The 25,469-nt window shown below is 61.5% G+C and carries 17 protein-coding genes and 1 pseudogene; 5 read left to right on the forward strand and 13 right to left on the reverse strand.

The genetic code is table 11. The features are described from left to right. Nucleotides 1–163: 163 nt before the first annotated feature. The 7 genes from GDN70_RS24685 to GDN70_RS24720 form a co-directional block, all read right to left on the reverse strand. Nucleotides 164–1,789, reverse strand: a complete 1,626-nt coding sequence (locus tag GDN70_RS24685; RefSeq protein WP_152103730.1) for an FGGY-family carbohydrate kinase — start codon at nucleotides 1,787–1,789, stop codon at nucleotides 164–166. Between the two features lie 22 nt (nucleotides 1,790–1,811). Further along, nucleotides 1,812–2,540 (reverse strand): SDR family oxidoreductase, encoded by a 729-nt coding sequence (locus GDN70_RS24690; RefSeq protein ID WP_152103145.1) that lies wholly within the window; start codon nucleotides 2,538–2,540, stop codon nucleotides 1,812–1,814. Nucleotides 2,541–2,567: 27 nt separating this feature from the next. Beyond that, nucleotides 2,568–3,824, reverse strand: coding sequence for a sugar ABC transporter permease (locus tag GDN70_RS24695; RefSeq protein WP_028145359.1), 1,257 nt, complete (start codon nucleotides 3,822–3,824; stop codon nucleotides 2,568–2,570). Further along, nucleotides 3,821–4,645 carry an ATP-binding cassette domain-containing protein gene (locus tag GDN70_RS24700; RefSeq protein ID WP_038946225.1) on the reverse strand — a complete coding sequence of 275 codons (825 nt, stop codon included), beginning with the start codon at nucleotides 4,643–4,645 and terminating at the stop codon, nucleotides 3,821–3,823. The genes GDN70_RS24695 and GDN70_RS24700 overlap by 4 nt, the downstream gene beginning before the upstream one ends. 60 nt (nucleotides 4,646–4,705) lie before the next feature. Continuing rightward, entirely contained in the window at nucleotides 4,706–5,779 is a 1,074-nt protein-coding gene (locus tag GDN70_RS24705; RefSeq protein ID WP_038971029.1) for a sugar ABC transporter substrate-binding protein, read from the reverse strand. A 200-nt stretch (nucleotides 5,780–5,979) separates the two neighbouring features. Further along, nucleotides 5,980–6,864 (reverse strand): AraC family transcriptional regulator, encoded by an 885-nt coding sequence (locus GDN70_RS24710; RefSeq protein WP_152103146.1) that lies wholly within the window; start codon nucleotides 6,862–6,864, stop codon nucleotides 5,980–5,982. A gap of 967 nt (nucleotides 6,865–7,831) precedes the next feature. Then, entirely contained in the window at nucleotides 7,832–12,301 is a 4,470-nt protein-coding gene (locus GDN70_RS24720; protein WP_152103147.1) for a LuxR C-terminal-related transcriptional regulator, read from the reverse strand. 580 nt (nucleotides 12,302–12,881) lie between these two features. Between GDN70_RS24720 and GDN70_RS24730 the strand changes: the two genes are divergently transcribed. Next, nucleotides 12,882–13,895 (forward strand): Crp/Fnr family transcriptional regulator, encoded by a 1,014-nt coding sequence (locus tag GDN70_RS24730; protein ID WP_244625818.1) that lies wholly within the window; start codon nucleotides 12,882–12,884, stop codon nucleotides 13,893–13,895. A gap of 609 nt (nucleotides 13,896–14,504) precedes the next feature. On the opposite strand, the pseudogene GDN70_RS35575 reads toward GDN70_RS24730, so the two are convergent. Next, nucleotides 14,505–14,789 (reverse strand): annotated as a pseudogene (locus tag GDN70_RS35575) (hypothetical protein); the annotation flags it as partial. Nucleotides 14,790–15,427: 638 nt separating this feature from the next. After that, the gene (locus GDN70_RS24745; RefSeq protein ID WP_049801681.1) at nucleotides 15,428–16,117 is read right to left on the reverse strand and encodes a response regulator transcription factor; all 690 of its coding nucleotides are present in this window, start codon (nucleotides 16,115–16,117) and stop codon (nucleotides 15,428–15,430) included. A gap of 957 nt (nucleotides 16,118–17,074) precedes the next feature. Here GDN70_RS24745 and GDN70_RS24750 point away from each other — a divergent pair. Then, nucleotides 17,075–17,419 carry an H-NS family nucleoid-associated regulatory protein gene (locus GDN70_RS24750; protein ID WP_152103148.1) on the forward strand — a complete coding sequence of 115 codons (345 nt, stop codon included), beginning with the start codon at nucleotides 17,075–17,077 and terminating at the stop codon, nucleotides 17,417–17,419. A gap of 39 nt (nucleotides 17,420–17,458) precedes the next feature. Here GDN70_RS24750 and GDN70_RS24755 read toward each other — a convergent pair whose 3' ends face one another. Next, nucleotides 17,459–17,680 carry a hypothetical protein gene (locus GDN70_RS24755; protein ID WP_028145369.1) on the reverse strand — a complete coding sequence of 74 codons (222 nt, stop codon included), beginning with the start codon at nucleotides 17,678–17,680 and terminating at the stop codon, nucleotides 17,459–17,461. A 278-nt stretch (nucleotides 17,681–17,958) separates the two neighbouring features. On the opposite strand from GDN70_RS24755, the gene GDN70_RS24760 reads away from it, so the two are divergent. The 3 genes from GDN70_RS24760 to GDN70_RS24770 all read left to right on the forward strand — a co-directional run bounded on the left by GDN70_RS24760 (nucleotide 17,959) and on the right by GDN70_RS24770 (nucleotide 20,901). Beyond that, nucleotides 17,959–18,798, forward strand: a complete 840-nt coding sequence (locus GDN70_RS24760) for a 2OG-Fe(II) oxygenase (protein WP_244625819.1) — start codon at nucleotides 17,959–17,961, stop codon at nucleotides 18,796–18,798. A 136-nt stretch (nucleotides 18,799–18,934) separates the two neighbouring features. Continuing rightward, nucleotides 18,935–19,903 (forward strand): hypothetical protein, encoded by a 969-nt coding sequence (locus tag GDN70_RS24765; RefSeq protein ID WP_152103149.1) that lies wholly within the window; start codon nucleotides 18,935–18,937, stop codon nucleotides 19,901–19,903. Then, nucleotides 19,900–20,901, forward strand: a complete 1,002-nt coding sequence (locus tag GDN70_RS24770; RefSeq protein WP_095425753.1) for a methionyl-tRNA formyltransferase — start codon at nucleotides 19,900–19,902, stop codon at nucleotides 20,899–20,901. The genes GDN70_RS24765 and GDN70_RS24770 overlap by 4 nt, the downstream gene beginning before the upstream one ends. A 48-nt stretch (nucleotides 20,902–20,949) precedes the next feature. Here the strand turns inward: GDN70_RS24770 and GDN70_RS24775 are convergent, their stop codons facing one another. The 3 genes from GDN70_RS24775 to GDN70_RS24785 form a co-directional block, all read right to left on the reverse strand. Further along, nucleotides 20,950–21,564 (reverse strand): transglutaminase-like cysteine peptidase, encoded by a 615-nt coding sequence (locus tag GDN70_RS24775; RefSeq protein ID WP_038971035.1) that lies wholly within the window; start codon nucleotides 21,562–21,564, stop codon nucleotides 20,950–20,952. Nucleotides 21,565–22,217: 653 nt separating this feature from the next. Further along, nucleotides 22,218–23,534 (reverse strand): HlyD family type I secretion periplasmic adaptor subunit, encoded by a 1,317-nt coding sequence (locus tag GDN70_RS24780; protein ID WP_038971036.1) that lies wholly within the window; start codon nucleotides 23,532–23,534, stop codon nucleotides 22,218–22,220. After that, nucleotides 23,531–25,234: a type I secretion system permease/ATPase gene (locus GDN70_RS24785; protein WP_049801687.1), complete on the reverse strand. Its 1,704-nt coding sequence runs from the start codon at nucleotides 25,232–25,234 to the stop codon at nucleotides 23,531–23,533. Before GDN70_RS24785 ends, GDN70_RS24780 begins: the two co-directional genes overlap by 4 nt. Between the last annotated feature and the right edge of the window lie 235 nt (nucleotides 25,235–25,469).

The raw sequence follows: 25,469 nt of genomic DNA on the forward strand, positions 1-25,469 counted from the left end.
GCCCTCCCTTCGCCGGACAAAAATGCCCGTCATATACATTTGTATTTTTACAATGACATATGTGTCGAGATGATGAAAGAGGGGCGAATGCCCTTTCCTACGCAGGCAGCGCCGACGTGGATGCAAGCCGTGCCTGGATACGCCCGGTCCAGCTGGCAATGGGCTACGAAGCGCTTCTGATTGCCCGACCGACCTTCTGCAGGGCCTCGAAAGCTTGAAAGCGCCGATCGGCCCAGTCTGCGAGAGCGGCCTGGGGTCGAGAGATGTCTCCCAGAACCGACATCGCCTCCATCGCCTCGCCGAGATTGGCATGGTTGCCCGATGCAACTGATCCAAGCATGGCGGAGCCGAGCAGGACGGCCTCCGGGGATGCCGACGCAGCCACCGTCAAACCCGTCATATCGGCGAGGACCTGCCGCACAAGGCGGCTCTTTGCGGCGCCCCCGCTCACCACGATCGTATCGACCGCGATGCCCTTGTCCTGCTGGGCGCGAACGATCTGCCTGGCCCCGCAACCGAGACCGCACAGGCCGGCAAGATAAAGCGCCAGCAAGCTCTCCAGATCCGAGCGCATATCGAGCCCGGCAATCAGCGCACGCGCTTCGGGGTCCGCGAACGGCGCGCGATTGCCGAGGAACTCGGGGACGACATGAACCTCGCCGACCAATTGCGGAATCATTCCGTCACCGCCGCGCGATTCGGTTTCCGAAGCGAGCCAATCGGCAAGCGTCTGCTGCTTCTGGCGTGCCGCCTGCGTCGCTTGCGCGGAATGCGGATGCATCTGCAACAGATGCTCGATGGCAGCGCCGGCGGCCGACTGCCCGCCTTCATTAAGCCAAAGCCCGGGCACCATGGCGGAGAAATAGGGTCCCCACACGCCGGGGACGAAGGACGGATCCGGCGTGGTCGTCATGGTACAGGCGGACGTTCCGAACACATAGGCCATGCGCGTCAGCACCGTGCCCGCCGTGCCGCGCGCGCCCACCGTACCAACACCGCCGGCATGTGCATCGATGAGGCCGGCAGCGACCGGCGTACCCGTCGCGAGTCCGAGATCGGCCGCAGCCTCCGCCGTCAGGCCCGCCGCAAGCCTCGTTCCGCCGGGCACGACCTCGGTGCCAATCCTGCGGAACTGCTCGTCCGCCAGCACGCCGAGGCCGACCCTGCGGAAGAATTGATCGTCCCAACGGTTTTCGTGGCCCAGATAGGTCCACTTGCACGTCACGGTACAGATGGAGCGAGACAGGCTCCCCGTCGCACGCCAGGTGAGAAAATCGGTCAAGTCCATGAATTGCCACGCACGGGAAAACGTATCGGGCATGTTTTCGGCGAGCCACAACAGTTTCGGCGTCTCCATCTCGGGGGAGATCGTTCCGCCGACATAGTCGAGAACCGTCTCGCCCGTCTGGTTGATCCGGCGAGCCTGATCGGCGGCGCGGTGATCCATCCATACGATGACATTGCGAGCAGGATCGCCGGACGGCCCGACGGGCAGCGGCGCGCCCCCTTCGCCCAGCACCACCAGCGAGCAGGTCGCGTCGAAGCCGATGCCGGCGATGCAGTCCGGCGCGATGCCGGCCTGCGCCACCGCGCCGCGCACGCTGCGGCATACGGCACGCCAGATGTCCTCGCTCGAGTGCTCGACGATGTCGCCTGCCTCCCGCCAAAGTGCGATGGGAGCGTTGTCACTCGCAAGGAGCTTGCCCGAGCGATCGAACACGCCGGCCCGCGCGCTGCCGGTGCCGACATCGATGCCAAGAAAATGGCGGTCATCGGATTGTTTGGTCATCTGGATCGCCAATCGGAGAACGCTACAGATCGTTGCTCTGCGGCAGAATGACGAGGTCGCGGATGGTGACGTTCCTCGGACGCGTCAACATGAAAAGCACCGCCTCTGCGACCTCCACCGGCTGCATCAAGCCACCTGCCGCCATTTCTTCCTCGATCTTCTCTTTGGGCCAGTCTTTGATGAGCGAGGTCACGACCGGACCGGGTGCAACGGCGCCGACGCGCAAACCGTGTTTGGCGACCTGGCGGCGCAGCGTATGCACGAAAGCCTGCACTGCGTGCTTGGAGGCGGTATAGATCGGCTCCCAGACCACGGGGACGAGACCTGCGATCGAACTGGTGACGATGATGTCGCCGCTTTTGCGTTCGACCATATGCGGCAGCACCGCATGGATCGACCGGAACAGCGCATTGATGTTCAAATTGAGCATGCGGTCCCAGGCGTCGGGATCGCCGCCAAGCACCTCACCGCCGACATAGGCACCTGCATTCGCATGGAAGATGTCCAGCTGGCCCGCCTTCTCCAGCACCTGCGGCATCACGGCTCGCATGCTCTCGGGATCGGTGAGGTCGATGCGTAACGGAATCGCCTGATCGCCCAGCTCCACGCAGGCTTTGCTCAGCGCCTCCTCCGCCCGATCGATCAGCACCACCCGCGCGCCCGCGCCGATCAAAGCTCTGGCGCATTCGAGACCGATGCCCGATGCGGCTCCGGTGATCGCGGCAACTTTTCCTGCAAGTTCCTGGGCCAAGGCTTGTCCTTTTCTTGTTCGAGTTATTCAAGCTCGGCCATGGGAGAGACGCGAGCGCCGTGCCAGCGAATCGACAATGACCGCAATGGCAAGGACCGCACCCGTAATCATGTACCGTAGCGACGAGGAGAGATCGAGCAGCGTCAGGCCGCTCGCGATGGATTGGATGACGATCACGCCGAGCAGAGCGGAATAGGCGGTCCCGCGACCGCCGAACAGGCTCGTGCCACCGATGACCGCGGCGGCGATCGCGTTGAGGTTCACATCCCCGGTCCCGGCCTGCTGGCTGGAAGATGCCAGCCGCGCCGCGGCAAGAATGCCGCCGGCCGCCGCCAGCGTGGAGCAAAGCACGAACGCGGTCAGATAGACCCGGCGAACGTTGATGCCGGCCCGGCGGGCCGCCTCGCGATTGCCGCCGACGGCAGACATCGAGCGGCCCCATTTGGTCCGCGTCAACGCGTAGTTCATGACCACGCACAGGCCGACAAACAGACCGAACATCCACGGAATGCCGCGGCCGAGATTGAGATAATAGACGACGAATTCGAGCATGACGGTGACCAGCAGCGCCTTCAGCACCATGCGGCCGAGCGAACTGGCCGATAGCCCCGCCTGCCGCCGGCGCATCGCTGTGCGATAGCTGGTCACGAACATCACAAGGCTCGCAACCGCCGCCAGCACGTAGGACACGATTGGCGGCATGACGAGCATCTGCCCGAAATTGACCAGTGGAGATCCGTACGGAAGGTTGATCGAGCCCGAGGAGCCGAGCAGATACAGCTGCAGGCCGAGCCAACCCAGCAGGCCGGCCAGGGTCGAGACGAAGCTCGGCATCCCCAGGCGATTGAACAGAAATGCGTAGAGCGCGCCGATGGCAGCGCCCAGCACCAACGCCGTGACGATCGCCACAGCGACGGGCCAATCCTGACCGACCCAAAGCACGCCGACGAGCGCTGAAGCGAACCCGCTCACCGAACCGACCGAGAGGTCGATCTCGCCGACCATCAGGATACAGACGATGCCCAGCGAGATCACCCCCACCGTCGAACAATCGAACAGCAAATTGACCAGATTGTTAGGCGCCAGAAAAACAGGATTGAGACTCTCGAACGCCGTGCAGATGACAATGAGCCCGACGACCACCGGCAGCGAACCGAGGTCGCCCGACCGCACGCGGTCCACAAAGGCGCTGATCGTATTGCCGAGCGTGTCCGCGTGCCTGACCCGCTCGTCGCTGCGGTCGAGCAGGCGCGCGGTCGAAATCTGTTGCGTGTCGTCGGTCATCGCCCAAGCTCCGGCGACTGATGGGCCCGGCGCCGGCTGGCGCGGCGCGAGACCGAGTTTTCGTCCGCACCGGTGATCGCGGTGACGAGATCCTGGTTGGAAGCGTCGGGCTCGAACTCGCCGTTGTTGCGGCCGAGGCGCAGCACCACGATCCGGTCCGCGACCGCGCGGACGTCCTCCATGTTGTGGCTGATCATGATGACGCCGAGGCCGCGGGCGCGGACGCGCTCGACGAGGTCGAGCACCTCGGCGGTTTGGGCGACGCCGAGCGCGGCGGTGGGCTCGTCGAGCAGGATGAGCTTCGGCTCGGTCAGCAGTGAACGCGCGATCGCCACGGTCTGGCGCTGTCCGCCGGAGAGCGAAGCAACCGGCTCACGCACGCTCGGGATCCGCGCCGACAATTCGTTGAGCAGCGTCCAGGCGCGGAGCTCCATGGAGACCTCGTCGAGCCGCATCGGATTGAGCTCGCGGCCGAGGAAGATATTTGCGACCACATCAAGATTCTCGCAGAGCGCAAGGTCCTGGAACACGGTGGCGATACCAAGACCGAGCGCCGCGGCGGGATCGGATAGGGTGACAGGCTCGCCGCCGAAGGCGATCGATCCAGAGCTGGGCTGGTGCACGCCGGCAAGGATCTTCACCAGCGTGGATTTTCCAGCACCGTTGTCGCCCACGAGCGCCACGACCTCGCCGGCATGCACGTCGAGATCGACGTTGGTCAGGGCGGACACGGCGCCGAAATGCTTGGAAATTCCGCGAAGACTCAAGACCGGCTTGCGCGGTCCACCCTGCGCGTGATCGACATCCGAGATCGTGGTCATGTGCCAGTCCGTCCTCTCGTCGTTCGTCCCGGCCGCCGCGAGCGGCCGGGACGGACGCAGTTACTGCGTGATGCCGAGCTTCTTGCAGCCGGCGGCATAGCGGCCCGTGCAAAGTTGATCGGCCGTCTGGATCTTCTTGTCGATGATCTCCGCCTTCAGGTTCTCCTGAGTGACGACCGCCGGCACGAACAGATTCGACGGCGCATTGAAGAGCGTGGTTTCCGCCTTGGGTGTCTCGCCGGAGAGGAACTTCACCGCGGCCTGAGCCGCCGCGGCGGCCACGATCTCACTGGGCTTGGAGATCGTGTTGTACTGATCGCCGGCGATGACGAGCTGAAGCGCGGCGATCGTCGCATCGTTGCCCGTCACCGGCGGCACTGGATCGACGCCAGCGGCCTTGAAGGCGGCAATTGCGCCGCCGCCGGTGCCGTCATTGGCCGCCACGACGCCGAGAATCTTCTTGCCAAAGCGAGTGACCTGGCCGCTCGCCCATTGCTGCGCCTTCGGCGGCGCCCAGTCCGGCGTGTCGTATTCGGCGAGAATTGGATAGCCGCTCTTGTCGAGACCGGCGTGAATGCCCTTCTTGATGAGCCCCGCGGCGGCATCGGTCGGCGATCCATTGATCTCAAGCACGCCCTCACCTTCCTTCGCCGTGACGTTGGCGGCCTTCAGATGCTTGATGAGCGATTCGGAGATGGCCTTGCCGATGGCTTCGTTATCGAAGGAGACGTAGAAATCGACCTTGGCGTCCGGGACCGGCCGGTCATAGGCAATGACCTTGATGCCCTGCGACTGTGCCATCTTGACCAGGGAGGCGGCGGCGGTCGAGTCGACGGGGTCGAGCACAATCACCTTGGCGCCCTGCGAGATGACCGAGTTGAACTGCTGTTGCTGCCGTGTGGCATCAGCACTGGCGTTCTGATAGATCACCTTGCAACTTGCGCAGAGCTTCTTCATCTCCGCAGCGAAGCCCGGATAGTCATGTTGTTCGTAGCGGGTGGACGCCTGATCCGGCATCAGGAAGGCAACGGTCGCGTCCTTCACCTCTGCGGCCTGCGAGAACATGGCCGTTGTGCCAAGCAGCGACAGGGCCAGGGCCAGTGTGCCCGTATGTTTCGGGGAGAACCTTTTCATTCGGACTTTCCTTTCCAGAACTAGAGTGCTGTGGTTGATCCTTGAAGACGGGCCTTCGCGGCTCCCGTCGCCGGCGGCGATGAGTGCCGGTGCTCCGAAGCCGCGCGGAATTCCTGGACAAGCGATTCCTGTCGCGGGCTGCCATCGGCATGCCCGCGTCATTCTTCCCGTGGTGGTCTCCTCCTTTGCTTTTTCGCCGGCTAGGCCGCGCGTGCCGTATTGATGTTCTGCGCGAGCAATCGCCTGAAGCGCGAAGGCGGCATGCCTTTCTCGGCCAAAAACTGCCGGTTGAAATTGGAGAGATTGTTGAAGCCGACCTCGAAGCAGATGTCGGTGATCGACGCCTGCTCGTCGCTCATCAAGATCTGGCAGGCGAGATTGATGCGCAGCCGCTTGACGTATTGCACCAGCGACATGCCCGTGTGCCGGCGGAAGGAGCGCGAAAACGCGCTCTGCGATTGGCCGGCGATGGCCGCAAGCTCGGCTTCACCGAAAGGCTGCGTCAGGTTCTGCCGGATGAAGGCGAGCGCCTTGTTCATCCCCGCGGACATGTATCCCGAGGGGTCAGGCAAATAGTTCGGGCTCGAGAGCGGCCGCGCGCTTCGGGCGCGCGAGAGCGTTCCCAGGATCATCAGGAACAGCTCGATCCGGCGCACACCGTTCGCCGTCGCGATCTCCTCCATGAGTGGCGCGACCGCTTCGCTTGTGCTGCGGGTGAAAAGCGCGCCGCGGCGGGAGAATTCCAGCAGCGAGGCAAGGCCCGAAAGCTCAGGCATGACCTTTATCAGGTCGCCGATGAATTCTTCGCTGAACTGGAGGACGCGTCCCCGCAGCGGAATGGTGGTCTCCGCCGGCAGATCGCTCACCCAATTGTGCGGCAGATTGGGGCCGGTAAGAACGAGATTGCCCGGTTCGAATTCGCCGATGAAGTCGCCGACGAAATACCGACCGCTGGTCGCCACGACCTGGTGCAGCTCGTATTCTGGATGGAAATGCCAGCGGACCGTGTGGAATGGGTAGCCGTGCGACCACGCCTTGAACGACTCGCCGCGCCGTATCTGGACAACTTCCAGGTCCGGTTCCATATCCGCTCCCTTCGGGCCGGTGCGGTTTTTGATGATCCGCCCCTGTTCCCTTGTCGGCTGAATTTGCTCAGCGCTTCGTTAGGGATCGTAGCGACCGGTATCCGGGCCCGCCACCACGATTTCAATGTGCAACTGATACTTTTTTGATGTGCAGCACACAGCGGCCCCGTAACCGGGTCCGGCGCCTCACAACACCGGCTCGACCGAAAGTGCGGTCTCGCACATGCGCGACGGTTGCGCACAGCAGGTCACGATTGCGCGGAAGGCTTACGGTGATTGAGCTAACTGTTGCCACTCGCATTCACCCCACGGAATGAGCTGCGACAACCGCGGCCGTGCTCTTCAAAACGTACGCTCACACAAATGATCATGAGTGGATTTTTATGGATCCTCTCGGTGCACACGCCGCGCACACGCAGCCGTCTAACCAATTGAAAAACTTGAATTCTCGGTCCGATCCATCATGGGGGCCACGGAAAACAAAGACCCCTAAGATTCAACGGCTTCGCCCCAAGTATCCGATGGAGTGAGCATAAAAAGCGGCCTCTCTCAGCTATCCGGCTAAAGATAAACATCCATCGCCCAAGCAGAACGGTCCGTTCAACCATTGATCCGAGAACTCAATGACTGTGAACCGACGGGCTCAAATTTGGACACGCTACATCGATCAATAGATCTGTCTGAGTCGCTCCATAGGGGGTAACGGCGCGTAAGAATTGACGTCAGAAGGTCGCGCCGCCTTCCGGCTCGTGCGTTGCAAGGGAGCTCACCGCCATCTTCGCGGACGATGCGATAGCCGATCCAGGCCAAGCCCCGTGCTGCCCTCGCCGATCTGCTTGGTCGTAAAGAACGGCTCGAAGAAGCCGCTGATGTGATACCTATCGATTCCCGGGCCGTTACTCGAAATTCGCGGAGCCGCAAGGACGGTGGATGCGGAGGGCTCCCACATCTGTAACGATGGGACGCTTCAAATCAGCAAGTCATGAGGCGCGGGTACAACGGCGTGATGCGGAACGTTATGAACGGGGGCGACCGCGTGTTCGTCCAGTGCATCAGGGATCGATTTGCCGATGGTGTGGAGGTCCACTTCCTGACCAGGCGGAACGTGCCGACCTGGCGGGCCATCAAGCTCAACTACCGCGCCGAATGTGGGAGGAGTCGCATAGCTATCGAAGCGAAACGCCAATTCCGCACCCCCAATCTCGAAGGCAACTTTAGCCGGCTGTACGGGGTCCAACGCGGTTGCAGCAGGTTGCGCAGCCTGCGGCCAGTTTCCGGAGTCACCGCCATTTGCGACGCTCGGTTTGACCATCTCAGCTGCTTCGGGTGCGTCTTTAGAGCCATGTAAATCGTGCTCGGAGTTGCCATGCTCCACGACGGTCGGTTCTTCCCCGGCTGACGCTGCCGCAACATCCAAGACCGGAGCTTGATGCTCGGCGCCATTTCCCGGCGCGAAGCCAGCCTCAGTCAACTCTGTGGCTGCCGCCTTTGCAGGGCCTGGTTTTGAAACGTGCTGTGAGTCACCGCGGCCCTCGCTACCGGCCGTTGCGACGCTTGGCTCATCGAGCTCAGCTGCTTCAGGTGCGTCTGCAAGAGTTGAGTGCCCCGAATTGCCGCGTTCCACGCCATCTGCGTCTGCCGTCTTCGCCGAACCCGGCGAAGCATCCGAAGCCGGGAAATGATGCTCGTTGTCGTTACCGAAGCTGTGTCCTTGCACAGAACCAGATTCAGTCAGCTCTGTGGCTGCCGCCTTTGCAGGCCCGTGCTGTGAGTCACCGCGGCCCTCGCTACCGGCCGTTGCGACGCTTGGCTCATCGAGCTCAGCTGCTTCAGGTGCGTCTGCAAGAGTTGAGTGCCCCGAATGGCCGCGTTCCACACCATCGGCGTCTGCCGTCTTCGCCGAACCCGGCGAAGCATCCGAAGGCGGAAAATGATGCTCGTTGTCGTTACCGAGACTGTGCCCTTGCGTAGAACCAGCTTCAGTCAACTCTGTGACTGCCGCCTTTGCAGACCCTGGCTCTGAATTGTGCTGTGAATTATCGCGGCCCGCGCTACCGAGGCCAGGCTCAGGGTCGGCTGCTTCCGGTGGTTTTGCAGAGGTTGAGTGCCCCGAATTGCCGCGTTCCAAGCCATCTGCGTCTGCCGTCTTCGCCGAACCTGGCGAAGCATCCGAAGCGGGGGAATGATGCTCGTTGTCACTGCCGGCGCCATTTCCCCGTATGAAGCCAGCTTCAGTCAATTCCGGTGGCTTCGAAGCGTGCTGGGAGTTACCGCCCGCGCTACCGGCCTTTGCGACGCCTGGCTCACCGGGGTCGGCTGCTTCCGGTGGCTTTGCAGAGGTTGAGTGCCCCGAATTACCGTGTTCCACGCCATCGGCTTCTGCCGTCTTCGCTGCCCCTCGCGAAGCCTCCGAAGCGGGGGAATGATGCTCGTTGTCATTGCCGGCGCCATTTCCCCGTATGAAGCCAGCTTCAGTCAATTCCGGTGGCTTCGAAGCGTGCTGGGAGTTACCGCCCGCGCTACCGGCCTTTGCGACGCCTGGCTCGCCGGGGTCGGCTGCTTCCGGTGGCTTTGCAGAGGTTGAGTGCCCCGAATTACCGTGTTCCACGCCATCGGCTTCTGCCGTCTTCGCAGCCCCTCGCGAAACCTCCGAAGCGGGGGGATGATGCTCGTTGTCATTGCCGACGCCATTTCCCCGTATGAAGCCAGCTTCAGTCGGCTCCGGGGGCTTCGAAGCGTGCTGGGAGTTACCGCCCGCGCTACCGGCCTTTGCGACGCCTGGCTCACCGGGGGCGGCTGCTTCCGTTGGCTTTGCAGAGGTTGAGTGCCCCGAATTGCCGTGTTCCACACCATCGGCTTCTGCCGTCTTCGCTGCCTCTCGCGAAGCCTCCGAAGCGGGCGGATGATGCTCGTTGTCATTGCCGACGCCATTTCCCCGTATGAAGCCAGCTTCAGTCAATTCCGGTGGCTTCGAAGCGTGCTGGGAGTTACCGCCCGCGCTACCGGCCTTTGCGACGCCTGGCTCACCGGGGTCGGCTGCTTCCGGTGGCTTTCCAGAGGTTGAGTGCCCCGAATTGCCGTGTTCCACACCATCGGCTTCTGCTGACTTCGCTGCCCCTCGCGAAGCCCCCGAAGCGGCGGGATGATTCTCGTTGTCATTGCCGACGCCATTCCCCTGCATGAAGCCGGCTTCAGTCGATTCCGCTGCCGCCTTTGCAGACCCTGGCTCCGAAGCGTGCTGTGAGTTATCGCCCGCTGCGCTGCTAGAGCCAGCCCCCCCATTGATCGGCTCATTCTTCGATGTGAGATTTTCAACTGCCGTGACCGTCGCGCTATGAGCAAGCGCGATCGGTGATACATGAGCCGACCCGCCGGACCCACCATCGCTCTCATCCGTTGTAGCCACCGAATCGCTAGTGAAGGTTCTGGACCTTGTCGCTCCCCCCGAGCCGGTCCGAGCCTGCCCGAATCCGAACGTCAAGCCGTTGTCGGTCAGAGTGCTCCAAACTGCCGCGCTCCCGAGCGCGCTCTCGCTCGTCCCGATAACTGTATGGGCACTATCCGCACTCAGAACAGCTTCGGTTGCGGTCGCCGATGTCAGCGCTTCGAGCTGATCCAGGGTGATCGCGACAGCCGCGCCTTCCGGCTGGCCGACGAAATCCGACTCCGCAATGGAGACAATCCCCTGCAGATGGATTTCCAGCAGGCCCCGGTCTCCGACATCGAGACTCCGATCAGTCGGATTCACGTACACGATCGTTTCGTTGGTTGCGGGATTGTAGATCCAGGCGAGGGTATGCGGCGGTATGGACTTGCTTGCTGCTGTCATATGGAGCCAGGCAAGCGCTCCGAAAGCCGCAAGATTGATCCGGCTCGATCCAGATGCGAAATCGAAGCCAGAGTGGGAAGAGGTCGAATTGGAATCGATCGGGGAGCGATAAACAACGTTTTCGCCAACGTCGCCGCCCATCCGTTGATCGCGGCCATCTCCGCCAATACCGGCATCGCGACCCGAGCCCGGTGAGCCATGGGGTTCTTGCAGGTTGTGGTCCGCAGCACCATGACTCATTTGGTTCGAAGCGCCTTCGCCCGCGACGCGTTCGTTGCCGGTGGTCACAAGCGCGGCAGGCAGGCGCAAATCGTGCAAAGGGAAAGCCGGGGGAAAGCCGTCTACATCATTGGTATCGGCATCGGTTATCGAGGCCAGTTTTGTAGTCGCATTCTCGCCGGTGACCACCACGAAGCTGTCGATCGGCGCTTTGCCCGGGTCATGCGATTGCACGGCAAGATGGGGGTCGTTCAGTGCGTAGATCAACGCACCGGTTAGAGTGGCGAAGGTGCCATACCCTCCGTGAATCGACGTCGGAGTGGAAGCAAGCCGCGGGAATTGATGTTCAGAGGTCGGGTCTCCAACGATCTGTGTGTCGCTGGTGCCCCGCAGTAATGGCGTAGGAAGATTGGGCGTGCTCGATCCAACCGGGCCGTGGTCCTTCCACGTTTTCGAGCCTGCGGATTGCTCTGCCGGGCTCAGCGCTCCTAGTGCCTCCGCCGGGTTCGTGACCAGGCTCGCCTTGGCAAAGAAGTCCCTCTGGGTTGACGTCTCGCCGGATTCCCAGGCCACGAGGTGTCGGAGAATAGCTCTCTTCCAGGGCTCATATTCGGCATGCTCTCCCGCGCGACCGACGCTGTCGTCGTCCGGATCCACGTCGTTCGCTTCCGACGCCTTGAGTTCGTCCGCAATTGCGAACGCCAGAAACGCCAGCGCAAGCAGGCCGAAGCCGGACGGTCGCTGCAACAACGCGAGGGTAGCGAGCACAGTTCTGTTGGTAATTTCAAGCTTCTGAAATATGTTGTATAGGTGTACTTTGACTGTCCCTGGGGAAACGTTTAGCTGGCGCGCAATCTCCTTGTTTGACATTCCTTCTGAGACTAGTCGTACAATTTGAAGTTCCCGGTGCGTCAATAGCTCCAGCATCGTTTCCACTTTGCCGCCGCCGTCAGCTGCCTGGCCGGCTGGCAAGAGATCGGATTGCTCGCGCGACACGCTGCGCTCCGTCATCAGGCGCAGTAATCGCAGCATAGTGTCCGAGGAAGCATGCTTCGAGATTACGCTGGAGGCGCCAGCAGCAATAGCGGCGGCTAGATCGTGATCTGCTTCGGATTCGGTAAACAACACCAAGCGCGTGGAGAGATTCTCAGCTTTCGCAATCGCGAGGATCTCGGGGACCGTCAGATCTGGCAGGTTGTCAGCAACAAGCGTGACGTCGGGTGTCAGATTCCGAATTGCTTCGAGACACCTTGTCCCATCGCTGCACGATGCGACAACGTCGAAGTCCTGCTGTGCCCCGAGTACCGACTTCAGCCCCTGTAGAACGATCGGTTGTCGATCTACGATCAGAAGCCGGATCCGTCTCTGCTTCACAGATACGTCTAACATGGACTGTGCCTCGGCCCGGCCATCTATGTACTTCGGCATATGGCCGAGGCCAAGCGGGATTATTAAAATACAATTAATAGAATAGGGAAAGAGGCTTAGCTGGCTAAAAATGACTTAAAATCGCAAGCTTTTAAGGCATTTAGGTGATAAATATATCATTTGACCCGATGGCCAGTGCGATTTACCGCGCGGGCGACATCGAGGCGATCGTGGAAATGTATGCCGAAGGTGCCGTGGTTCGCTGCGGCTGCGGGGGCGTCAAGACCATTACCGGCAACGAGGCACTTCGTGCCTATCGGATTGATCGCCTCCGAGAATATCCGGCGGGCACGTTGGACGATCTCAATCCCTGGCACGAGGGGGTCATTATCTCGTACGACCCTGGCGCGATCCAAGCCCGCGTTGGGTCACGTGTTGGCCTTGCGGGGCAAGGCCGGCGTTCCCGCGGACGCGTCGTTGCGTGCCACTCGTTAGCGAAAGCATGTCGAAGGACGATACGCCTCCAGCAGAGTGAGACTGCCAACTCGTCGATGTTAAGGAGGCTTCCCAGCTTACTGCACCGCCAATGCGGCGCGAGCGCGTGAAGGCGCTGGAGACTCGGCTTCAGCTTGAAGCGATGCCGCCCCAACTCGTCTTCAACACGGATACTAGCGGGCCATATACCTACGACGCGGCATGCGATTGTCGGGCCACCCCGTACTCGCCATTGATCATGGGAACCATGTCTGTGGTGGTCGGTTGGCTTGCTGTTGAGCTGGAACGCCGCAGAGCAGCTCGACACATCGGCATGAGTTCTAGTGCCGAGTATCCGTCGGGAGCCAATCCCATGATGGACCATGCGACTAGAATTGAAAATCGTTTGTTAGCAGCGTTGCCGCCAGCGGATTTTGCTTTGCTCGCGCCTCATCTCCGGAAAGTCGCGATCGAACGCAATTCCGTGCTCATCCGATCGGGCGATCGGATCGAACATCTTCTCTTCCCCCTCAGCGGCGCCATCGCCGCGATCACGGAGCTGCCGAACGGGCAAACAGTTGCCACGGCGATCATCGGGCGCGAGGGCGCCGTGGGTTTGACGTCAGCGTTTGGCGCATCCGCCGCGCCTGCGACCGCGGTCGCCCGTCTATCCGGGGCCGCGCTGCAGATCTCACCTGCGCAATTCCTGGCAGCCCAACATCGCAGCCCCGCAATCGCATCCATGGTGCAGGTCTTCACGATGTCGTTGTTGACGCAACTCCAGCACGTGGCGGCCTGCAATGCACTACATTCCGTCGAAGCGCGCTTAGCGCGCTGGCTCCTTCACATCCATGATCGTGCGAATGCAGGTGACCTGCTCCCGCTGACGCAAGAAACATTGTCGGAGTTGCTCGGCGTTCGCCGCACCACGGTCACGCATGTCGTGTGCACAATGCGCGCGTCAAGAGCGCTGAAATCCAGTCGGCGCGGCCAGCTCGAGATTGATCGGCCGCGGCTCGAAGCCGTGGCATGCGAGTGCTACAAGGTCATGAGCCGCAGAATCGATCGGATAGTCTCGCACGGCGCGGTCGGGCTCATCCCTGGGGCTCCAGCGCGCCCCCCCCTCCCGCTCGCCCGGTAGCCGAATAGCCAAGACAGGCTCGTAGGCCGGTTCGCTTTCGCGAACCATCCGCACGCACCCTTCCGGTCGTCCATTCGCTTTGAGACGCTCGTTACACCGCGATTTATTGCAACCGACCAGCACGGGCATGAGCTTCGCCTGTGCGAAGCTGGAACGACCTCCCGCGGTCTGAGCTCGGGCATGGGGGACTGTCCGCCTTGCGCAGCTTGCGCTGACGATTCTCTTCTCGACCTACCCGGTCTCTGAGCTTCTCGAGTTCTGCGAGCCGGGCGACAAGCGCTTCGAGACGCTCTCGAAGAAGGGCCGCAGGACTCTCCGCTCGAATGCGGGTATTCATGACACGCCTCCTGATCGAGCCTCCGGGGAGGCCGCTCGGCTGGCCAGATATGCCTTCGGCCTCGCGTTTGGCCTGTCGGAGCACAAGGCCCAGCCTGGCTTGGCCGCACGGCAGCCCATAGGTCTCCTTCATGGGCTGAGAAGATCTTACGGGCTGGATTGGGTTGCGCTGGAAATCCGAGTACTAGCTCCAGGGCAATCGGCCTTGCGCTTTTCCTCGTTCTCTTCGTCTGCGCAATCGACCCCACCATTTGCACTTGGAATTCCAGAGCCGCCGCCGGTTGCGAAGGGCCCTTTTGCGTTGCCTCCGCCAGCACCGGCCCCGCCGCTACCGCCAGCCCCGCCGGATGCCCCTCCGGCATGAGAAGATCCGGCAGAGCGACCACCAGGTGTTCCCCCACCCCCTGATGATCCGCCGCTGGAACTCCCCGGCCCTGCCGCGGACGAGCGATCATTGTCAAAGAACGACTGGCCGCTGTCGCTTTGCTTCGCCCCGTGCAGGCCGCCCGAACGTGCAATGGCTTTTGAGGTCAGGGAGGTGGACAGAAGCAGCGTCATGACGGGGGGCGTCACGGCTGCAAATCTTCCGCAGGTCTTCAAAAACGCCCGCCGGTCGTCATCTTCGTTGCCGTCCCGGGTCACGATGCGTCCTCCTCGATTTAAAACGACGTTTGCATTATTATATATTAAATATAGATTTTCAACCAAGAATTTTCTTTGTCCGGTGAGAGGTTACTGAACGTGCGCGACCCGGACAGAAAGCCGGCGATTTCCCGTGCTTCTCCCGGTTTTTTGCGGCGCACTGTCTCGGGGCATCAATTTGAGTTGCGCCCGAGCATTTAATTTAGTTAACTTGAATTTAACTAACGGGCGCGGGCTCGGCTACAATGGATCATTGCGATGCCACTGCAATTCTATCGGTCCGTCCGGGACATGGAGATCTGGAGTGCGAGCAGCCACGGCTTCTCGTTCGTGATCAGTTTCGGAAGCCCGGGAGGTCCAGGCTTTCACGGCCGCTCCGGCTACCTGGCGAGTTGGCGTCCGCTCCACAATAACCAAGCCGCAATCAAGATTGGCGGCTCGCCCTTTCGAACGTTGGCCGAGGCCGAGGGGGCCTGCCTCAACATGATTGAGCATCTGGCACCGCGATAGGCCGCCCCTCGCGCATACTGCCGAAGACGCGCCAGACGTACCCCTCAGTTCGCGCTGGCTGGATCCTGACGCAACAGACCAAGGGAATCCGGCTCATCTGGCGCTGCATGCAGCTCGCTTCGCGAGATCGCCAATGCCGCGAGAACCGTACGATTGCTGATTTCCAGCTTCTGGAAGATATGATGAAGGTGGACCTTGATCGTACCGTCGGCGAGATTCAACCGACGCCCAATCTCCTTGTTCGATAGCCCCTCCGATACGAGCCGCATGATCTGCCGCTCCCGGTCAGTTAGCTGTGTCAAAGGCTTCACACTGGCCAGGGGGGCCTCGCTGACGTGCCCGTTGTTCGGCGAAGCCGCAGCTTGGCCCTGGGCAGCTTTCCGCAGGGTTGCGACCAGCATCTCCGCATCCGAATCCTTCGAGAGGACGATGCAGGCGCCGTTCAGGGCCGACCTTTGTAACTCACTGTCGGCCGTAATACCGGTGAAGAAGATAATCGGAGCACGTGGGCCGACGGCGTTCGCACGAGCGAGCATCTGCTGTCGACTGAAGTCGGGCAGTGCAGCATCGACAAGCGCTACGTCCGGCGCAAGAAATCGAATTGCCTCGATACAGCTCGCGCCATCGCTGCAGGAAGCAACGACGACAAAATCACGCTGCGTCGCAAGAACGCTCCTAATCCCTTGCAAGACGATCGGGTGTCGATCAGCGATGACAATTCTGATGCGGCGCATGCTTCCCTTGCCTGTTGCTAACAACCCCTCTTGCAGCCGTTTAATCCACCCTCCTTCTGAGACGCGGGAGTTATATCCAGTCAGCTCCGTCAATAACGTCGCAGGGTCCTAGTCTGAGACGGACCTTGCGGCAACGTTCGATGGCTTACACTATCGTAACTCGCCCAGAGAATGCGTGCAGCACCGTAAGAATGCGGTGCTCAACGCAAAATTCGAAACCGCGGTTTTTGCGAGGATAATGACATTCCATCTACAATTTTTGATGGCTTCGGACTGAAAATTCACGCCAAGAATGTCATCGGCGCACTGATCGGGCGGGTGTGCCATGATGGTCAACATCCAATTAACTTAGTTCGAGCCGGATATTACCAACGATATATAGGGACATTCACGATTCAAATCTAACATTCGACGAAGTTTCACTGAAGCGAGGCCCGTTCATGAAGCCTAGCTCCGGGAAGGGAGGAGGGAAAGTATTACTATTCATCAAAGCAACGGCTGGTAATCAAGGACAGAACAAGGCTGCGGTTGATCGTAGCCCGTGTAGCACCGACGGAAGTCCCAGTACCGCGCTTGAGGCCGAATTTCGTTAATTCAGCAATTTTTCAATTATTGGCACGGATTCGTCGTCGGCAATGAGTAGGTGGTCACATGTATTCTTCGGCAGTTTTGCGTCAAACACATAAAGCCCTCATCGTTCAATTCACAGAATTGCAGAACTTACGTAATCGCGTGTTGAAAGCAGAGGAGCGATTGCTCGCGCCCAAGCGACGGGCCCACGGACGGAGGGCGCTCAGGAGGCGACCGCCCGGTCGGAGATACAGTCTTAACCGCTAGCACCAAGTACTGCGCTGCACACAAGCGCCGCCGCGCGCCCGGATCGCGCTTGCCCAACCCTGCCATGACCTGATAATGCCCCCTCCTGTTTCGGTTCGGAAGTAGCTGGGGACGGCTTCCATGGGGAAAAGTGACTGGGTCGACTTGACCACAGCCGAGCTGTGGGGGCTTTACGATGAGGTGACGACCGTTCTCAGTCGCAGGATGACCGCGGAAAAGGTCAAGCTCGAAGAGCGGCTGCGCAAGATTGAGGGGACCGCCGTTTCGTCCCCGAACGGGGAACGTCCGCGCCGCCCCTACCCGCCGGTGCTGCCGAAATACCGGAACCCGAAAGACCCGTCCGAAACCTGGTCTGGCCGCGGCAAACAGCCCCGCTGGCTGAAAGCGCAGCTGCGCGCCGGCAAGAAGCTGACCGATCTCCTGATCGACCGCTCGTCCGCACAAAGACGCCGCCGGACCGGCTGAGCCCCAGCCGCACCGCGACGGCCCATTGGACCGCAGAATTTACCGATTGTCGTCCTGTTTCCCGTTGGGGGTGCCGTCACCGCCGCCATTGCCGAAGCCATTGTTGCCACGCACAATTCGCCCCCCTGAACTGGCTATCGCGGCCGAGGTCAGGGAAGTGGAGAGCAACAGCGTCACTGTCGGAGGAGTAACCGCGGCGAATTTTCCGCAGGTCTTCAAGAACTCACGACGATCATCGCCTTCCGCGTCGAATTGGGTCATCGGCTCGTCCTGCTGTATTCCAGCCCAATCCTCAAGGTAGACCCAAAATCGTCGACCCTCAAATTAAATAAGTTAATCGCTGATTTGAATTACGCGACTGGAGATCACGATTGCGTTGCCGGCGGTGCCCGGAGATTGAACTCTCCGGTGCAACAGAGCCCAACATTCAGCTCACGGTTTATTTTGACATTTAATCCAAGGCCAATTAATAATAAAATTTAATTTGCAGGCGGACTTGGGGGCCCTGACTCCAAGCGCTGCAGCCGGAGTCTGCGGAATTGCATGTTGATTTCCAGCTTCACTCGTTGAGCGGCCTCCTTGCGCGAGCCAGCTCCCTGCGCGCCGAATACGCAGCTGCAAGACCTTGGCCGCACGTTGTCCTCAACGATGCCTTTCCCGAGAAGCTGTTGGACATGGTCGCGGCCGAATGCGCCGCCCTCCCGGAAGCCCGCCTGATTACCACGACTACCGATCGCCTGGTCAAGCAGGAGGTATCGGACGGACTGGGGCCGGCCACTCAGCATCTGCTGAGCCTAGTGGACAGTGCCGGCTTTCGAGCATTCATTTCGGCAGTCACCGGCGTTCGAGATCTTCATTCCGATCCGACGCACAAATTTGCGGGAGTTCATCGAACGCCCCCAGGAGGCTTCACGAAGATTCACCGCGATTTCGAGGTTCACCCGACGACCGGGCTGTTCCACCGGGTCAATCTGCTCATCTATCTCAATCGGGATTGGCCCGAAGCTTACGGCGGCAGCCTCGAATTATGGCCTGCGGACATGTCGGCGCTCGGATGCCGCATCTTTCCCCGGTTCAACACCGTGATCCTCTGGGAGACGCACGGTGCCACTCTCCACGGCCTTCCGGATCCGGTCTCCTGTCCCCCCGGTCGAATGCGCCTTTCCGTCGCATCCTATTACTACACGACGACGCGCCGTATCGTCGCATCGGGCGAACGCCGCGTGCGGTATTGGGCAGCGCGACCCGGCGAAGATCCGGGGATCGAGCAAATGAGCTGGCAGGATCACGTGCGCGCGCTCCTACCCGATCCGCTCCACAACGTGCTCCGGGCGGCACGCGATTGGATATCCAGAGCGCACCGGTCGAGAACACCATGAAGCCGGCGTCTTCCAGCGGCAACAGCGGGACCCATCAATGACCGCGACCGGAACCTCAGTCGCGCAATTGCGATCTGATGCGGATAAGAGAGCGCTTCGCAGGCCAGGCTTTTCACCTGTTCGACTGCGAATGCTGATGAAGCGCGCCCTCGCTGAAACGGGACTGGACATGTCGGGAATGACTGTGCTGACCGAAGCCGCGACTGGCGCTTATGCCGTCACCCCAGTCTTGGCTGCAATGGCCGGAGCCAAGCAGGTCTACGCATTCACGAAACCTGGCCGCCATGGGACTGTGACAGATGCCAAACGAGAGACGTTCGAGATCGCAGCCACCCTAGACGTCGCTGACCGCATCGAGATTCTGGAAAAGATCAGCCCCGAGGTGCTTCACAGCGTCGACATCGTGACCAACAGTGGCCACCTCCGTCCGCTTACAGCTGCGCTGATCGACCAGCTGCGCGGCGACGCCGTGATTGCCTTGATGTTCGAGGCCTGGGAGTTTCGTCGCGAGGACTTGGATATCGAAGCGTGCGCGCGACGCAAAATCCGGGTGGTCGGCGTCAACGAGCGACACCCCGCCATCGACGTCTTCTCATTCCTTGGCCCGCTCGCCGTGAAGCAGTTGCACGATTGCGGGCTGGCAGTTCTCGGTAACAAAATCGCCCTGCTCTGCGACAACGACTTCCTTGCCCCCCTGCACACCGGGCTGACGAACCTGGGGGCGAACGTCGAGACGTTCGACAGTGTTGCGGCAGTCCATCCTGGCGCATGGGAGGCCTTCGTGGTCGCGTTGCAGCCAACGGACTCGCCGCGCATCGGCCGGGCGGAGGCTGCGCATCTGGCCGCATGCGCGCCCGACGGCGCCGTTGTGGTGCAGTTCTGGGGCGACGTCGATCGAGCCGTGCTAGCCGCCAATGGTCTTGCGGTCTGGCCCCCACAATCGGTCGGACAGGGCCATATGGGCATTCTGCTGTCGGAGATCGGCCCCGAGCCGATCATACGATTGCAGACCGGCGGCTTGCGCGCGGCCGAGTGGGTCCGCCGGGGCGGTGCCGTCACAGAGGACGGTTTCGCCCAGCTTGTACCATGGCCGGAGGTGACATGACGGAGCAGCCGCAGCCCGATGTCGTACTCCTCGCGGACGGACCGACGGGCTTCGCAGCGCTTCGCTCGTTGGCTGCGCACTGCCGCGTGGTCCAGATATTCCGGAGACCGGACCAGCCCGACGCGAGCGCGTTGAAGGCATTTGCCAACAACCGCGGCATCCCGGTCGCGGCAATGCAGGACCTGAACCAGCTTCAGAAAATGATCGCAGAGCTGCGCCCGGCGGCCGTTGTGATCTCTTCGTTCGATCGGATCATCCCGCCGCAGATTCTCGCATTGTGTCGCTTCGTCAACGTGCACTATTCGCTTCTGCCGCATTATCGCGGCCGCGCCAACGTCAATTGGGCAATCATCAACGGCGAGACGACCGCCGGGATCAGCATTCACCTCGTCATCCCGGAACTTGATGGCGGCAATCTGCTGTTTCAGCAGGCCATTCCGATCGGCGCGAACGACACGGTCACCTCGCTCTACGAGCGCCTCAACGCGATTCAGGAACGTGAGCTCGGCGGGGTCGTCGTACGAGCGATCACCGGCTACCAAGGCACTTCTCAAGATACCGACAATGCCTCCTATGGCTGCGCCCGTGTTCCGGAAGATGGAGAGATCGACTGGTGCCAGCCTACCGACACCATCGATCGGCTGATCCGCGGCCTGACACCGCCATTTCCAGGTGCCTTCAGCCACCTTGACGGGCAGCGGCTCATCATCACCAACGCGTCGCCGCGGCTTGATGCTCCCTGCTATATTGGCCGCGTACCAGGCCGGATCGTGGGACGGTCACCTTCCGAAGGCTGGGTGGATGTGCTGACAGGCGACGGCGTCCTGCGCATGTTCAGCGTCCTTCCTCCCAACTCCGAGCGACCATGTGCTGCCGCTTCTGCCATCGGATCGACGCGCGCCACCCTGGGGCTGTCGCGCCTCGATCTTCTTCGCCGGATCGTCGCGCTTGAAGACAGGCTCGCTACGCTCGAGCGGCTCAAATGCGCTCACGAGTAAACGCAAACGCTCTGGCCAAGGAAGGCTCAGGGCTTTCGCGCCAGTGCCTCATACCCCCTCTCGTCCAATCGTGACCCACAGCCCGTCACGGCCCGGGCTTTGCACGCGAACCCAGCGATAGGGCGTCCGCGACCAGGGCTTAACCTGTGGCGTGAGATTGTCGAGGACGAGATCGCCGCTCCTGGTACGCATGAGGAGCACCAGATGATGTTCACCGGAACTGACGACGACTTCGCTCAATAGCAGGACACGCGCCGGCCAGCCGCGCCGAAGCAACTCGTGGCGCTTGCTCACCGCGTAATCGTTGCAATCGCCACGCGCGGGATTAATGGTCCACGCCTCGCCCGCAAGGCCGAGCTCGTTGCGGGCGGGCTCAATCGCCAGATTGACCGCGCGATTGACCTCCCGCAACTCCGCCCATCGCTTCTCGGTCAACCGGATCGGCCCGCCGCGGAAGAAACGCCGCGGGCGGCATTCGGCCTGATAGCGCAGGCAAAACGCGGTGTAAGTGAGGGGGGGAAGGGCCGGACGCCCCAGCTCGATGCGCGCAGGGTCCGCTTGGGGGGCCCTCGGCACGGCCGGCAATGCCGCACCCGCCCATTGAACGCCCCCGATGATGATAACGATGGCTGTCGCGATGATCGAGCCTGAGGTTCGTTGCACCTGCCGCTCTCCTGCAAATGCCAAATCGACGCGGGCCGCAGCACGACCCAGCCGAACGCTGCAGGCCGCAATCCGTTGTTATTTAAATTATATATTATAATTTAATTTGCAAGATTAAATAGAATTAATATCTGCATTTAAACCGCGGCGGACACGACCAGGGCCGGCGACGCTTTGCAAGCGAGGAACTCGGATGGATCGAGAAGCCCCGATCAGACAGGCCCTTTTCATCCGGGCCACGCGAAGTGCAATCACAGGCGACAGGCGTGGCCGCCCCAGAGCGAGACGGACGGCTTCGGACCGAACATTATTTTATTGATTTAATTGGTCGCCATGCTCAAATCGCAAGAACAGCCCTCGCAGGCCGGACCGATTTCATATGCCAATTGAGCTGCTCGTCATTGTGGGAGCCGAAGCTTCAATACTCGGCTTCGTCGTCGCGATGGCCCTGCGCGCCAAGCGGATGGACGTGCTGAGCGGGCGATCGCTTGAACAACCCGTGATCTCAGCGCGGCACGACAGGCACGCGCCCCCGCCGATCGGTCGGCGAGCGCGCGATCTACTGCGGGGGTGGGCGCAGCGACGCTGACGCCCATGTGTAGGGCGCCAGCCCGCGTGCGTTCGCCAAGCGCTGCCCACGGCTTGCACCGAGCTCAGCGCTCCTTGAATGCACGCTCCGCCTGATCGTGCAGCGGCTTGAGCAGATAGGACAGCGCGGTCCGACCAGCCGTCTTGATGAAGACCTCCACCGGCATTCCTGGCAGCAGCTTGGCGGAGCCGAGCTTCGCCAGCTCCTCGGGCTTCAGCAGGATACGGCCCGTGTAATAACTCGTGCCGGCGCGCTGATCCTGCGTGATATCTGCCGAGACCATGCTGACCTCGCCGTCGATTTCGGGCGTGGTCTTCTGGTTGAACGCTGCAAAGCGCATCGTCGCGGTCTGCCCCACATAAACCTGGTCGATATCCTTCGGTGGGATCTTGACCTCGACCGCAAGCGAGTCCGCATCAGGAACGATCAGCATGATTTGCTCGCCGGGAGAGATCACGCCTCCGACCGTGTGGACGCTGAGTTCATGGACGCGGCCGGACTGTGGCGCCCTGATATCGATCCGATGCAATTGATCGACCGCCGCAGTCTTGCGCTCGCCCAGTTCGGAGAGTTTTGAGCGCGTTTCGATCAGGTCCTTGCCGACTTCCGTCCGCAGGTCCTGGTCGATCTGAATGCTCTGGAGGCCGATTTCGGAGATCTTGCCTTTCGATTGCGCAATCATGCCGGCCAACTGGCTGCGCTCGCCTTCGATGCGTGCGGAGTCGCGCTCGAGGGAATTGAGCCGCGTGATCGGCACCAGATTCTTTTGCCAGAGGCTACGCACGCCCTCCAGTTCCTGGCGGATAAATTCAACTTCCTTCTGCTTGGCCTCGGTCTGCCCCGTATAGCCCTTGATCTCGTTCTCCAGCTGCGCGCTTTTTTCCTGCAACTGCGCTTTTTGGCCGCTCCTTGCCTGACGGCGGAGGTCGAACAGCTTCCGCTCCGCAGCGATTGCACGGCTCGCCTCAGAATTGTTCTCCTTGGCTCGGTCGAGCAGCACCTTGGGAAACACGACCTGCTCGGCACCATCGCGCTCGGCCTCGAGCCGGGACTGGCGCGCGAGCAGCTCATCGATGCTGTTCGTGACGATCGTCGCATTGGCGAGCGTCTGAGTCTCGTCGAGGCGGATCAAAACGTCGCCTGCATTGACCCGATCGCCCTGGCGCACGCGCAACTCACCCACGATCCCACCCGTGGAGTGCTGAACCTTCTTGACGCTCGAATCCACGACGACGACACCCTGGGCGATCACCGCGCCCGACAATTGGCTCGTTGTCGCCCAACCGCCGATTCCAAAAGTCACCAGACCCAACATGATCATACCGACGATCATGTAACGCTGGATGGATTGCATCGCCGGCGCTACCAGCTGGCCGTTCATCGGTTGCCTCCTTGAGCTTCCGCGACCACCTTGAGCGGCACGGGATTTCGCAAGACCTTCTTGAGGACCTCCTCCCTCTTGCCGAAGGACTGAACCCTGCCTTCCCCGAGGCACAAGACATGATCGACGGCTTCAAGCGCCTTCGGACGATGGGCGATCACGACGGCGATCCCGCCGCGACGGCGCACGTTCAGGATCGCCTCGGTCAGCGCCTCCTCGCCCTCGGCGTCGAGATTGGAGGAGGGTTCATCCAGCACCACGAGGAATGGTTTGCCGTAGAAGGCGCGGGCGAGCCCGATGCGCTGCCGCTGCCCCGCCGACAGTGCCACCCCCCCCTCGCCGATCTTCGTGCCGTAGCCCTCCGGAAACGAGAGGATGAGATCGTGCGCGCCCGCGGCATGCGCGGCCTCCAGAACAGCGGCGGCGGTCGCCTGCGGATCGAACCGCGCGATGTTCATCGCAACGCTGCCGTCGAACAATTCCACGTCCTGAGGCATGTACCCGATATGCTTGCCGAGGGCGTCAGAAGACCAGTGGTCGAGTGCGGCGTTGTCCAGCCGTATCCGGCCTCGAATGCCCGGCCATACCCCAACCAGCGCACGTGCCAGCGTCGATTTGCCGGATCCGCTCGGCCCAATGATTCCAACCGCCTGCCCGCGCCGCAATTGGAACGACACGTCATTGACGGTAGGCCGCTCCGAGTTCGGAGCGCCGATAAAGAGATTCTCGACCGAGAGAGCGTCAACAGGAGGAGGCAATTCCAGCCGTTCTTCCTCGCTGGGGAGAAGCTTCAGCAAAGCATTAAGCCGTTGTCCCGACTGCCGCGCAGCGACGAACCCTTTCCAGTTCGCAATGGCCAGTTCGACGGGCGCCAACGCCCGCGCGCTGAGGATCGATCCGGCGATGATGATGCCGGCCGTCGATTCCTGGTTGATGACAAGGACTGCGCCAACGGCAAGAACCAGCGACTGCAGGATTGCCCTGAAGATCTTAGAGGCGCCTCCGAGGCTGTTGGCTACATCGCTGGCCCGCTCATGAGCCGCGAGGTACTTCGCGTTGACATCGCGCCACCGCAACGCCGCCTGCTGCCGCATGCCCATGGCCTGCAGAACCTCTGCATTTCGTCGACCCTCGAGCGCGAGTGCCGTTCGCGAGACCGCGAGGCGCGAGGACGCCTTTGCCGGCCCGCGCGTCCTGGTTTCCGTGAGCATGGTAATGCCGATCAACACCAACGCGCCGGCCAGCGCAGTGACGCCAATCCAGAAGTGAAAGAGGAAGCAAACGCCGAGATAGATCGGCATCCAGGGTAGATCGAAGAGCGCCGTCGGCCCGCCGCTCGAAAGAAAGCTGCGGACCTGATCAAGATCCCGCACCGGCTGCAAGCCGTCGCCATCGGCCCTGGTCTTCAAGGGCAAGCGGACAAGCGCGTCGAAAATGCGAATGCCGAGCCGTTCATCAAAGTACCGGCCGACCCGCGCGCTGATCCTGCTTCTGACGAAGTCGAGCCCACCTTGAAACAGGTAGAGGACCGCGGCCAGGACCAGCAAGGCAATCAGCGTCGGTATGCTGCGCCCGGGCAGCACCCGATCATAGACTTGCAGCATGAAGAATGAGCCGGTGAGCATGAGGAGATTGCTCATCCCGCTAAAGGCCGCGAGCGCCCAGAATATCCGGCCGCACGACCGCAGAAATGCCGACATCTCTGAGTGCGGCTCCTCGTAGTCCTCCGCCGACCGGAAACGGCCGACGAATATCCGTTGCCGAAGGGCTTCAACCACGCGCCTTGCCCAGCCGACGAGCCGCGATGTCGGCGCTTCGGCCTCGTCCGCCAGCCGGCGCCCGGCCGACCATAGGCCTGACAAATGCATAATGGGGATTCGATAAAGATTCGCAGGCGGGGGAAACACCCCCCGCCGTCCAACGTCAGTCATGACA

Source organism: Bradyrhizobium sp. TM102, from assembly GCF_009176685.1.
Classification (GTDB): domain Bacteria; phylum Pseudomonadota; class Alphaproteobacteria; order Rhizobiales; family Xanthobacteraceae; genus Bradyrhizobium; species Bradyrhizobium ottawaense.